At 74.2% G+C, this 12854-nt stretch carries 7 protein-coding genes; all 7 read right to left on the reverse strand.

What is annotated here, in order from left to right; all coding sequences use genetic code 11:
- Positions 1–56: 56 nt before the first annotated feature.
- The 7 genes from O7614_RS21855 to O7614_RS21885 are packed head-to-tail and all read right to left on the reverse strand — an operon-like array spanning position 57 to position 12830.
- On the reverse strand, positions 57–1553 hold the full coding sequence (locus O7614_RS21855) for an MFS transporter (protein ID WP_278140346.1): 1497 nt from the start codon (positions 1551–1553) through the stop codon (positions 57–59).
- The gene (locus O7614_RS21860) at positions 1540–2271 is read right to left on the reverse strand and encodes a class I SAM-dependent methyltransferase (RefSeq protein ID WP_278140347.1); all 732 of its coding nucleotides are present in this window, start codon (positions 2269–2271) and stop codon (positions 1540–1542) included. The genes O7614_RS21855 and O7614_RS21860 overlap by 14 nt, the downstream gene beginning before the upstream one ends.
- 12 nt (positions 2272–2283) lie before the next feature.
- On the reverse strand, positions 2284–3072 hold the full coding sequence (locus O7614_RS21865) for an alpha/beta fold hydrolase (protein WP_278140348.1): 789 nt from the start codon (positions 3070–3072) through the stop codon (positions 2284–2286).
- Positions 3069–4265 carry a cytochrome P450 gene (locus O7614_RS21870; RefSeq protein ID WP_278140349.1) on the reverse strand — a complete coding sequence of 399 codons (1197 nt, stop codon included), beginning with the start codon at positions 4263–4265 and terminating at the stop codon, positions 3069–3071. Before O7614_RS21870 ends, O7614_RS21865 begins: the two co-directional genes overlap by 4 nt.
- Positions 4262–6241 (reverse strand): Gfo/Idh/MocA family oxidoreductase, encoded by a 1980-nt coding sequence (locus tag O7614_RS21875; protein WP_278140350.1) that lies wholly within the window; start codon positions 6239–6241, stop codon positions 4262–4264. The genes O7614_RS21870 and O7614_RS21875 overlap by 4 nt, the downstream gene beginning before the upstream one ends.
- A complete protein-coding gene (locus O7614_RS21880) occupies positions 6238–7353 on the reverse strand; it encodes a saccharopine dehydrogenase NADP-binding domain-containing protein (protein ID WP_278140351.1) in 1116 nt (371 codons plus the stop codon). Before O7614_RS21880 ends, O7614_RS21875 begins: the two co-directional genes overlap by 4 nt.
- Positions 7350–12830 carry a non-ribosomal peptide synthetase gene (locus O7614_RS21885; RefSeq protein ID WP_278140352.1) on the reverse strand — a complete coding sequence of 1827 codons (5481 nt, stop codon included), beginning with the start codon at positions 12828–12830 and terminating at the stop codon, positions 7350–7352. Before O7614_RS21885 ends, O7614_RS21880 begins: the two co-directional genes overlap by 4 nt.
- Positions 12831–12854 lie beyond the last annotated feature (24 nt).

The raw sequence follows: 12854 nt of genomic DNA on the forward strand, positions 1-12854 counted from the left end.
GGGTCGAGGTCACCCAGTCTGGCGCGCTTTCCCGAACGTGGGAACCTCGATGCTGGTCACGCACGGTCGGCGTCCGCCCGTGCCGGCGGGGCGACAGCAGCGGCACGACGGGACGGTACGGTTGTCAACGCGACGACGACACCGATCACCGCAGCAGCCGCGGCGACCCAGGCCACCGTGGACAACGCGCCGGTGAACGCGATCCTCCCCAGGACGTCGTCCGGGGCGGACACCTCGCCGGGCCTCCCCGCCTCGACCAGGTCCCGGGCCGGCCCGGAACCCGGGAACAGGTCCGCGATCCGGGCCGCCAGGACCGCGCCGAACACGGCGACCCCGACCGCGGTTCCCAGCGGGAAGAAGGAGTTGGCCGTGCCGCTGGCCATCCCGGCGTGCCGCGGCGGCACCACCGTCACGGACAGGTTCATCAGCGGTGCGAACAGCAGACCCATGCCGGCACCGATGAGCGCCAGGCCGGGCAGCGCGGTCAGCCAGGTGGCGCTCTCGTCGATCCGGGTCAACGGGAGGTAGCCGACGGCCATGGCCGCGAAGCCGACGACGACCGTGCCGCGTGCCCCGAGCCGCCGCTGCACCCGGGCCACGGTCAGGCTGCCGACCACGATGGCCGCGGGCAGCGCGACCACCTGGAGTCCCGCGTCCAATGCCGACTGCCCGCGCACACCCTGCAACCACAGCACCAGGTAGGGCATCGTGCCGAAGCCGACCGCCCGGGTCAGGAAGCTGAGCGCACCCGCACCGGCGAAGGCCGGCACCCGGAACAGGGCGAGGTCCAGCATCGGATCGGTGGTGCGGACCTCCACGACCAGGAACGCGGCCAGGCCGGCGAGTGCCACCAGGCCCACGACCACCGTCCGGGCACTCGCCCAGCCGTTCTCGGTTCCGGAGATCACCACCAGGTTCGTCGCACCGAGTGTCAGCACGCCCAGAGCGGTGCCCGGCAGGTCCAGACGCCGCCGGCCGGCCGGATCGTCGGCCGCCAGCCACCGCCGCGCGCCGAGCACGACCAGGACACCGGGGACGAGGTTCACCAGGAAGACCCAGCGCCACCCCAGGCCGGACACCAGCGCACCCCCGATGACCGGCGCGACGGCGGCGGAGACACCGGCGGTGGCGCTCAACACGCCGATCGCCCCGGTGCGCCGCTCGCCCGGATGGGCGCGAACCAGCAGCGGCACGGCGGCGGCCATGATCAGGGCACCGCCGACACCCTGCACGCACCGGCCGGCGATCAGGCTCACCGCCTCGGGCGCGGCGCCGCACAGCAGCGAACCACCGGTGAACAGCAGGACACCGGTGACGAACACCCGGCGGTGCCCGATCCGGTCGGCCAACGAACCCCCGGCCAGCAACAGGGCCGCGAACAGCAGCGGGTACGCGTTGACGACCCACTGGAGTTGCCCGAACGAGGCGTCGAGGTCCACCCCGATCGCGCCCAGCGCCACGTTGACGATGGTGATGTCCATGGTGGTCATCGCGGCGGCGACGCTCACCACGAGCAGGGTGCGGCGGGCGTCGACGGACTCAGGCGGCGGCAAGGACGACCACCTCCGGCGCTCCGGCGCCGGTGGGCGCCGCTGCGGACCGGCAGCTCAGGCCGGACTCGCGGGACAGTTGGGCGACGTCGACCGTGTGCCAGTCGTAGGTGTCGCTCACCTCCCGCAGCAGGCGACCAGCCCGGTACACCCGCCACGTGGTCGTGAAACGCATCGACAAGCCGTCACCCGGGGTGCCCGACACCCACCACTCGTAGTCGTGGCGCCCGATGGAGTCGCGCACCGACAACGCGGGTGGGATCTCCCGCGACTGCCGCACACCCATCAGTTCGACGACGATGACCCCGCCCGGCGCGAGGCGGTCCCGCAACCGGGACCACAGCCGCCGGCGGGCCGGCTCGTCGAGGTGCCCGGCGACGCCGAACAGCACCGCCGCCGAGATCACCTCCGGCAGGTCCAGGTCCGGTGCCGCACCATCGACCACCGTGACCCGGTTGCGCAGGTCGTCGTCGGCGGCCACCCGGCTGGTCAGCACGGCCCGCATCACGGTGGACGGCTCGGCGGCCACGATCGCCGCCCCGGGCGCCGCCGCAGCGATGATCTCGGTGACCCGGCCGGTGCCGGCGCCGATCTCGACCACCGGCCCGGCCGCCGGGTCGACGCCGGCGAGCGCGGCGGCCAGCGCCGGCCCGCTGCTGGCCGCCTGCCGCTCGGCGACGATCTCGTAGAACTCCGCCATCGGGGAGTAGAAGTCACGCATCCGCTGCTCCGATCACGGTATGCCGGCCCAGGACCCGCCGGTGCGGGTCAGGGCGGGGTCGAGGGTGCCGAGCACGGTCCGCACCACGGCCTGGCGCTGGGGAACGAGATAGAAGTGGTCGCCGGGGAAGGTGTGCACGTCCAGCGACCCGGTGGTGACCCGGCTCCAGCCGGCCGCCTGGGCAGCGCTCAGCTCCGGGTCGTCCCCACCACGCAGGACGGACACGGGGCAGCTCAGCGGCGGGGCCGGCGCGGGCCGGTAGGTCTCGATGAGCCGGTAGTCGCTGCGCACGTACCGCAGCACCGCCCGCCGCAGCTGCGGATCGGCGAGCACCTCCGCGGGGGTGCCGCCCAACCGGGTGAGTTCGTCGCAGAGTCCGGTGTCGTCGCGCAGGTGCACCTCGCCGCCGGTCACCTCGCCCGGCGCCGGACGGCCGGAGACGATCAACGCGTCCGGTTCCGCCACACCGAGGCGGCGCAGCCGCTGGACGGTCTCGTAGGCGATCGCGGAGCCCATGCTGTGCCCGAACACCAGGTACGGCCGGTCGAGGACCCGCCGCAGGGCACCGGCGACCTGGCCGGCGAGCTCGTCCATCTCGGCCACCGGCGGCTCGGCGAACCGGTCCTCCCGCCCCGGGTACTGCACGGCGACGAGTTCGACCGACGACGGCAACAGGGTGTCCCAGGGACGGTAGCTACCCGCTCCCCCGCCGGCGTGCGGGAAACAGACCAGCCGTACCGCCGCCGCCGGCCGCGCCTGGTACCGGCGCAGCCACGGGCCCAGCGGCCCGGCGCCGGTCACCACGCCACCGGCAGGTACTCGACGCCGAACGTGGCGGCGTCGTGCTTGAGGTCCAGCTCGCCCAGCGGCACGGCCGGGCGTAGGTTGGGCAGGCGCCGGATCAGGGTGCCGATGGCGATCTCCATCTCGAGCCGGGCGAGGTTCTGGCCGATGCACTGGTGCAGGCCGAACCCGAACGCGACATGGTGGTTGGCGGTCCGGGTGAAGTCGAGACGGTGCGGGTCCGGAAACACGGCGGGATCGTGGTTGGCCGCGGCGAGCAGCGCGATGATGCCGTCCCCGGCCGGGATCCGGGTCGACCCGACCTCGATGTCCTCGGTGGCCACCCGCAGCGGGATGGAGTCGGCGACGGAGAGCACCCGCAGCAGCTCCTCGACGGCGGCGGGCATCAGGGCCGGCTCGGCACGGAGGTCGGCCAGCCGGTCGGGGCTCTCCAGCAACATCAGCGTGCCGAGGGCGATCATGCTGGTGGTGGTCTCGCGCCCGGCGACGATGGTGATGCCGATCGTGGAGAGCAGTTCCTGCCGGGTCACCGCACCCTGACGCAGGTGGTTGACCACGAGCTTGGACAGCAGGTCCTCACCGGGCTCCGCTTCCCGGGCGGAGATCAGCCCGTCCAGCACCCGGAACATGCTGCCCAGCGCGGCGGTCACCTCCTCGGCGGTGCTGCCGCGGCCACCGGAGATCCGGGTGACGTCACGGAACAGGGCGAGATCGTCGGTCGGCGCGCCGAACAGGCCCAGCACGGTCGTGGTCGAGATCGCGTTCGCGTACATGGCAACCAGGTCGGCCGGCGGCCCGGCGGCGATCATCTCGTCGATCAGCCGGTCCGCGGTCGCCTGGATCGCCGGGCGCATGTCCCGGATCCGCTTCACCGTGAACTCGGCCTGCAACATCCGCCGGTACCGGGTGTGCTCGGGCGGGTCCGTGCGGATGAACGGCCGCGACTTCGCGCCCGCCTCCTGTTCGCCGACCCCCAGCGCGGGGAAGTTCGGCCGGCGGATGTCGGAGCTGACCCGCGGGTCGGCCAGCAGCCGCCGCACGTCGGCGTACCGGGTGAGGAGCCACGGATGTTTGCCGGTGGGGATGGTCACCTGCGACACCGGCTCCTTGTCGCGCAGCTCGGCGTAGCGCGCGGGCGGGGCGAACGGGCACTCCCGCGGGATCGGAAAGGCGGGCGGATCGTCGGTCATGATCGGGTCTCCTCTCGGCCGGCGGCGAGCACACCGAACGGCGGCCCTCCCGTCGAATGCGGAACGTCGTGCAGCACCAGCCCGGACTCGGCGGCCACCTGCGCCAGCGTGATGGTGTGCCAGTGGTACGCGTCGGTCACCTCGCGGACGGTCCGCCCGTCGTGCAGCACCCGCCAGGTGGTGTGCAGGCGCATCCGGCCGGGACCGTCGGGCTCCCCGGACAGCCACCACTCGTAGCGCTGCGCGCCCAACTCCGCCCCGGCCAGCCGGGTGGGGGCGAGGACCAGCGGGCGGTCCATGCTCATCAGCTCCACGACGATCACCCCGCCCGGGGCCAGCCGGTCGCGCAGCCGCCGCCACAACCGTTGCCGGTCGCCGGCGTCGAGGTGGCCGGCGACGCCGCAGACGACGGCACCACTGATGGTGTCGGGCAGGTCCAGATCCGGCGCGGCCTGCGCCGAGACGGTCACCCGCCGACGCAGGTCCGGGTCGCGGTAGATGCGGCTGGTGAGCACCGCCCGCATGCCGACTGCCGGTTCGCAGGCCAGCAGCTCCAGCGCCGGGTAGGCACGGGCCACCGCGGCGGTGATCAGCCCGCTGCCGGCGCCGATCTCCACCACCGGCCCGGCCGCGGGATCGACACCGGCCAGCGCGGCCACCACGGCCGGTGCGCTGCCGGCGGTGACGTGCGGCGCGGCGGCCAGATCGAAGAACTCGGCCGTCGGCGAGTAGGGCTCCGCCCCGACGTCAGGCGACCCGGCCGGTTCCGCGGCCGGCTCCGGCGATCGGGGCCGGTCCGGGGCCCGGCCCTGCTGCCCGGTCGGATCGCCGGCCGGAGCGGGGGTACGCGAATGGGCCGGGCCCACCGTGGCCGGTTGCGGCGGGTCAGCCAGGTCGGTGACCGTGACGAGAGCCGGGCGGGCAGGTCTGACGATCTCCGGCGGCCCGAGACGCGCGGCGAGCTCCGCCCAGACCCGGCAGGCGGTGATGTCGTACTGGGCCGCGCGCAGCGGATCGCCGCCGGCGCGGACGGACTCGGCGAACCCGGCGACGGCCCGGCGCACCGCCTCCGGCCACAGCCGATCGAAGATCTCCTGCCCGCTGCCCGGTCCGGTGCCGGGCAGCACGGCGGTGCTGGCCTCGTCGAGGCCGGGACCGGCGAACACCAACCGGCGCTCGTCGTCGCGGCCGGCGTGCAGGCGCGGACTCCACAGCACCGGGCCGTGGGTGTCGGCGAGCGTGAGCACACCGGCACCGGTGCCGATCGCGATCCGGTGCCACAGCAGGGCGTGGTTGTCGCGATCGGCCGGGTCGAGCTGGTGGTGCACCCGTACGGTCAGCGGCACACCGCCGAGCCGACCGGTCAGCGAACGCAGCGGTCCGTCTCCGCCCGGCTCGTCCACCCGCCACGGACGCAGCCCGCCGAGGGCGCGCCCGAGGATGTCCACGAACGGGTACAGGACATGGACCGGGGTGGCCGCGTCGACGAACAGCGGCCGCTCCCGTTCACGTAGCCGGGCGGCGGCGGCAAGGAACCGGCGCACCGGCTCGACGTGGTGATAGTGGGCGTTCACCCGGTACTGCACACCCTGCCGACGGGCCAGCTGTAGGCAGGCGACCATCTCGTCGTGGTGCACCGGATGCTCCTGGAGCACATGCACGCCACGGGACATCAACCCGCGGGCCAGGTCGGTGCCGGGGCCGCCGGAGACCGTGGAGCCGACCACGACGCACGCCAGGTCGACGTCGTCACCCACCGTGTCGAGGCTCTCGTGATGGGCGACGCCGTAGCGGCGGGCCAGCTCCCGCGACGCCGTCCCCCCACGGCTGAGCACCCCGGCCAACTCCAGGCCGGGTGCCAGGTCGGCGATCGCGCGCAGATAGAACCGTCCGAAGTTGGTGCCGCACACCAGCACCCGCAGCGGGGGCGTCGTCCTGGATTCGTCGGTACGCGGCCGCGGTGCCGGCGTGCTCACAGGCTCCCCTCTTCCTCGTCGTCGCCATTGGCGCTGACGATGCGCACGGATGCCTCGCCGGCGGCGCGGACCGCGTCCACGACGGCGGCGGGGTCGAGCACCTCGGCGGCGTAGTGCACGCCGGGTGGGACGGCGCCCCGGTGCACGGCGACGGTCGCCAGGGCACCCACCAGGCCGGTCAGCCGGTAGCTGCTGGGCGTGCGCAGGACGACCCTCGCTTCGGAGGCCTGGCCGGCGCGCGACCCGCGCAGGGTGAACACCATCTGGTAGTACGGCTGCCGGCCGGCCAGGTCGACGGTGGCGGCACGGATCATCCGGTCGGCGAGCTGCTGCCGGTCGGCGCCTTCCCGGGCCGCTGCCGGCAACGCCGTGAGCAGCGCGCGTACGGCCGGACCGGGGTACACGTTGAACCAGTCCAGCGTGGTCAGCCCGAGGGTGGCCGCGAGACGGCGGGTCTCGGCGCTGAGGAAGGGCTGCACCGCGACCGGGCCGGGGAACATCGGCACGACGACGTCCTCGGCCGGACGCAACGCCCGCGCGCGCGGGCCGCCGGCCCGCCAGGCCGCGTTCGCCTCCCCGTACGCCTCGCCGCCGGCCCCGCCGGTCTGCAGGGACAACAGCATGTCGACCGCGACGACCGGGGAGCAGTGCTCCACGCCGCCGACCCAGGCAGACAGCGCCTCGACCCGGTCGAACTCCGTCCCCGCCAGCCATCGCGGCAGCAGGTTGGACAGTCCGGGAAGGGTTCCGGCCGACAGCAGCACGGTGCGGTCACCGAGGTCGCGACCGTGCAGCGCCTCCCGGACCGGGTCGTCGCCGGCCACGTCGACACAGTGCGCCCCGGCGGCGAGCGCGGCCCGGGCCACCGTCTCCTTGAGTTCGTACGTCGGGCCGGCGCAGTTGAGCACGATCGTGCAGCCTGCGGTGAAGGCCGCCAGGGCGACGGGATCACGGACGTCCACCGGCACGGTCTCGGCCGGGACGTCGGCGGCCAGCTTCTCCAGGGGCGCGCGGCGACGGGCGCCGATCCGCAGCGGCCCGGCGCCGAGCCGGTGCAGGTGCACCACCGCCGCCGAGCCGACCGATCCGGTGGCCCCGAGCACCCCGATCACCGGGTCACCGCCCCGCCGGTGATCTCGGTGAGCAGTTTGACCACGCCGGGGGCGTGGGCGACGTCGACGCAGCTGAAGTGGTCGCCGGGGACGTCGATGACGCGCAGATCACCGAGGCACAGGTCGGACCAGTGCTGGGTGACCGCGTCGCGGCTGCCGGGGAACGGGTACGCGCCGCTGTGCCGCAGGAAGGTGATGTCCCCCGCGTAGGGCTCCGGGTCGTACCGGGTGATCGCGAAGACGCTCTGCCGGAACGTCCGGAACAGACGCATCATGTGGTCCGGTTCGTACATGCCGGCGGAGGCGGGAACGGCCTCGCACATCCGGGCCACCCGCTGCTCCCGGGGCACCTCGGCGAGGCTCCGGAACGCCTCCGCGACGCCGGCGTGCTCGCCGGTCAGCGCGGCGAAACCGCCGTCGCGCATCACCCCGGGACTGGCGGCCAGCACCGCGTCCCCGGCGCGGGCCACCGCCAGTTCGTCGGCGGGGAAGCCGAGATCCGCCGGGGCGATGCCCATCATGACGCTGAACGAGTACTCCGACAGGATCTCGTCGTCCAACCGGAAGCGAGGGCTGTGGCTGCTGATCGCGGTCAGCGTCGCCACGTTCGCGCCCGCCTCGGCGAGACCGCGGGCGACCTCGGTGGCGATCAGTCCGCCGAGGCAGTAGCCGACCAGGTGGAACTCACCGGCGCCGAGGTCGAGGAGAGCGCGTACGTAGTCGGCGGCGATGGTCTCGATCAGGCCCTCGGGGTCCGCGTCGAGGTAGTGCGGCAGGTGCGGCACCTCCAACCCGACCACCGTCCCGGTGCCGGCCGAGCGGCGTCGGATCTCGGTGATCAACGCCCGGTACGGCATGATCGTGCCGGTGCCGGCGTGCACCAGAACGGTCACCGGGTCGCCGCCGGAGCCGTGCAGACGTACCACGGGCGAGGTGCGCACCGGCGCCTCGTCCTCCGGTCCGGCGCCGGTCGCGGTGGCGCCACGCAGGTAGGCCGCCAGCGCCGCGACGGTGGGCCGGCGCAGCATGTGCCGGAGCACCACCTCCCACTCCAGGGCGACCACGTCGGGCACCCGCTCGCGGAGCAGGCCCACCAGGCGGGCCACCAGCAGGGAGTCGCCGCCGAGGTCGAAGAAGTCGTCGTGGCGGCCGACGTACTGCCGGTCGAGCAGCTCGGCCCAGAGCGCGGCGATCTGCCGCTCCAGCGCGTCGGCGGGCTCGCTGGCGACCGCGGCGGCCTGCTCCCCGGCCCCGGCCGACGGCAGCAGTGAGCGCAGCCGCTTGCGGTCGACCTTCCCGTTGCCCGTCACCGGCAGCGCGTCGACGAGCTGCCACACGCTCGGCACCATGTACTCGGGCACCCGGGTGCCGGCGTGCCGGGCCAGCGCGGCCGGGGTCAGGACGGCCCGGTCGGTCTTGACCCGGGCGAGGAACAGTTGCTGCCCGGTCGGGTGCAGCGGCTCCCCGGGCTCGGGCAGGACACCCACCAGCGCGGTGCCGAGCAGTTCCCGCCACTGCGCCTCGGTGAGGAACGACTGGCCACCGTCGGCGCGGGCGTCGACGAACGGGCCGGCGGTGGCCTCCAGGAACTCCATCGACACCAGCAGTGCCGGGTCGTCGTCCCGGGTCTGCTCCATGACCAGCAGCCATCCGCCCGGCGCCAGCAGGCCGCGCAGGCGGTCCAGCGCGACGGCGGTGTCCGGCGCGGTGTGCAGGTGGTTGGGGCAGATCACCACGTCGGCGCTGTTCGGTGCCAGCCCCTGGGCGGTCAGGTCCTCGCGCAGGTCCAGCCGCGCGTACCGGATCCACGGATGGTGGGCGAACTGCTCGCGGGCCTCGGCGAGGAAGAACGTCGACGGATCGGTGAACAGATAGTCCGGGGTGAACTCGGCAAGCGCCGGGGCGAGGGCGGCGGTGGTGCCGGCGACGCCGCCGCCGACCTCGACGATCCGCAGCGGCTCGTCACCGCCGTGCCGCTCGGCCAGGGCACGCAGGGCCGCCGCCGCGGCCTCGTTGAGGTGGGCGACGGCCAGGTTGTCCCGGTAGGCGGCGGCCATCGCGTCCGCGCGGGCGCCGGGAAACAGCAGCGCCCGTACGTCGACCGTGCCGGCGATCAGCTCGGGCAGCCGCTCGGCGCAGGTCCGGACCGCCTCGATCAGGTCGGTGCTGTACGCCACCCGCGCCTCCGCCTCGGCGAGCCGCCGCCACGCCTCCTCGATCCGGTCGGCCGGCAGCGACAGTGGACCGTGGTACACGCCGGTGCCCGGATCAGCGCGGAGGTGCCCGGCGCGGGCCAGCGCCGCCAGCCATCGACGCACGACGGGCCGGGTGGTCGCGGTCGCGGACAGGGCTTCGGACACCTCCTCCGCGCGGTACGCGCGGCCGTCGGTGAACAGCCCGGCGTCCCGCAGCGTGCGGGTCATCACCGCGTAACCGACGTCAGCCAGGGCCTGCTGGAACGTCGCCAGCGCGGGCCGGTCGACCCCGGCCTGCGCGGCCCGGGAGACCGCCGCCGCGGCGGCGCCGACCTCCCCGGCCTCGGCGGCGGCGATCGGGTCGGTCTCGACGACGGCCGGCTCCACGAAGGCGGCGAGGCGCTTCCCGGCCGGGTGGTCCGCGTCGACCAGCACGGCGGCGTGCGCCACCCCGGGATGCAGCTGGACTGCGCTCTCCACCTCGGCCAACTCGATCCGGTATCCGCGGATCTTCACCTGGTCGTCCTCGCGGCCGAGGAACTCGATCGTCCCGTCCGGCCGGTACCGACCCAGGTCACCGGTGCGGTACAGGCGCTCGCCGGTCATCGGGTGGCTGGGGAAGCGGGCGGCGGAGCGTTCCGGGTCACGGTGGTAGCCGAGTGCGACTCCGGCGCCGCCGATGTACAGCTCCCCGGCGGTCCAGTCGGGACGGTCGCGCATCCGGTCGTCGAGCACGTGGAAGCTCTGGTTGGTCAGCGGGGTGCCGTACGGGATGCTGGGCCGGTGCGGGTCGACCCGGTCGATCGGATGCCAGATCGACCAGATGGCTCCCTCGGTGGCACCGCCGAGACTGACCACCCGCAGCGCCGGCAGCAGGGCGCGGATCGCGTCGGGCAGGGTGACCGGGATCCAGTCTCCAGAGAGCATCGCCAGGCGGAGCGCGTCCGGGCGCACGCTCGGCACGGCGCGCAGGTAGTCGTGCAGCATCTGCAACTGGCCGGGCACCGAGTTCCACACGGTCACGGCGTGCCGGCCCACCAGGTCCGCCCAGTGTGACGGGTCGCCGCGTCGGTCGGCGTCCGGCAGCACCAGTCGGCCGCCGACGGCGAGCAGGCCGAAGATGTCGTAGACCGAAAGGTCGAAGCCGAGGCCGGCGAGGCCGAGGACGGCGTCGTCGGGGCCGACGGCGAAGCGGCGGTTGACGTCGTCGACGGTGTTGCGGGCGGCCCGGTGACTGATCATGACGCCCTTGGGGGATCCGGTGGACCCGGACGTGTAGATGACGTAGGCGAGGTCGTCCGGAGCTGCCCCCGACGCTGGCACGTCGAGCGCGTCGGCCGGGGCGAGGCTGTCCACGGTGAGGTGGGTGACGCCGACCAGCCGCCGGACGCCGCCGGCGAGCCAGGACTGGGTGAGCACCGTGCGGACGCCCGCGTCGGTGAGGATGGCGTCGCGGCGGGCGGGGGGTTGCGCGGTGTCGACCGGCAGGTACGCACCACCGGCGCACAGCACGCCGAGGACCGCCACCACCTGCTCCCAGCCCTTGTCCATGAACACGGCCACCGGCTCGGCCGGGCGCAGGCCACCGGCGCGGAGGTGGTCGGCGACCGCGCCGGCACGGCGGAGCAGCTCGCCGTAGGTCAGCCGGACGTCACCGGCGACCACCGCGATCCGCTCGGGCGTGCGTCGGGCCTGGGCGACGACCTCCTCGTGCAGCAGGCCGTCCGGCAGCGGCCCAGCGGTGTCGTTGGCCCGGCGGCGGCGCTCGAGCTGGGCGGCCGGCAGCTGGACCGGCCCGGGCACGTCCCAGTCGCGGTCGCCGGCGGCGAGGCGGCCGACCAGGTCGGTCCAGGCCGCGAACGCGTCGTCGGCCAGGCCGTCCGGGAGCACGTCCTCGCGGACGTCCCAGGACAGGGCGAGCCCTCCCGCGCGCGGCATCACCTGACAGTCGATCCATACCTGCGGGGTCTGGCTGATGGCGTACCCGACCGTGCCGAGGTCGGGGCCGTCCGGATCGTCGGCCGGGGCGTCGAGGGTGCTGGTGAACACGACCGGCAGCAGCGGTCGGGCGCCGGTGCGTCGGGCCAGTTCGCCGAGTACCTCGCCGCCGGTGAACAGCCCGTGCGACAGGTCCTCGAGCAGGCGGGCGCTGAGCCCCGCCGTGCGTGCCTGGAACGGCTCGGGCTCGGCGAGGTCGACGGCGAGCGGTTCGACCACGGTGAAGTCGCCGACCAGCCGGTCCACGTCGGGGTGCAGGGGAAGTCGCTGGAAGGTGGGGACGGTGAGGGTGAACCGCGGCGACCGGCTCCATCGGCCGATCACCTCGGCGTACGCGGTGAGCAGCGCGGCGGAGGCGGTGACCTGGCGCCGGGCCGCCCGGTCGCGCAGCCCGGCCCACGTCGGTGCGTCGAGGACGTGTTCCAGGCGGCGGAAGCGGACCGGACCGGTGACCTCGCCGGTGCCGGTCACCGGCAGGTCGGGCGCCGGCGGCAGGTCGTCGAGGCGGCCGAGCCAGTAGTCACGGTCGCGGGCGTACCGGGCCGTCTCGGTGACCCGACGTCGTCCGATGACGTAGTCGCGGAAGCTGATCTCCGGCGTGGCCGGTTCGCTCGTGGGGTCGGCGTAGCAGCGGTCGAACTCGCTCATCAACAGTTGCACGCTGGCGTAGTCGACGATGAGCAGGTCGAGGGAGAGATGCAGGACCGCGCCCCGGTCCGCACGGGTGAGGTGCAGCGCGAACAACGGCCACCGGTCGGTCCGCGCGACCCGGTGCGACATCCGGTCGCGGACGGCACGCAGGTGTCCGTCGAGCGCGGCGTCCTGCCCACGTAGGTCGGTGACCGGGATCGGGTGTTCCGGCGGGTCGGCGAGGACCACCTGGTAGCCGTCGGGGTGCACGACGGCGCGCAGCATGTCGTGCCGGGCGACCATCCGGTCCCAGGTGGACTGCACCCGTCGCGGGTCGAGGTCGGGGTACTCGTACTCGACGTAGGCGTGACAGGCGACGCCACCGTACTCGTAGTGCGGTCCCCGGCCGACGAGGTAGGCGGCCTGGAGGTCGGTCAGCGGGAACGGTTCGTGCCGCCCCGCCGAATCGGGGCTCAGCCGGACGTCCTCGGCTTGGCGCAGCCGCTCGACGATCGCGGCGCGGTGGGCCCGCACGGCCGCTCGGCGGTCCTCTGTGAACACACCCTTGGGGGCGCGGAAGCGCAGCTCGTCACGCTCCAGCCAGAGGGTAACGCCGGCGGCGTCGAGGTCGGTGATCAGGTCGTCGACATCCATCAAGCCGTGCTCCCACCCGGTCGA

It is taken from the genome of Micromonospora sp. WMMD961, from assembly GCF_029626145.1.
Lineage (GTDB): Bacteria > Actinomycetota > Actinomycetes > Mycobacteriales > Micromonosporaceae > Micromonospora.

Excerpts from the sequence above, each read along its gene's own strand:
- O7614_RS21860 (WP_278140347.1), bottom strand. The coding sequence starts at position 2,271 with ATGCGTGACTTCTACTCCCCGATGGCGGAGTTCTACGAGATCGTCGCC.
- O7614_RS21870 (WP_278140349.1), bottom strand. The coding sequence starts at position 4,265 with ATGACCGACGATCCGCCCGCCTTTCCGATCCCGCGGGAGTGCCCGTTC.
- O7614_RS21885 (WP_278140352.1), bottom strand. The coding sequence starts at position 12,830 with ATGGATGTCGACGACCTGATCACCGACCTCGACGCCGCCGGCGTTACC.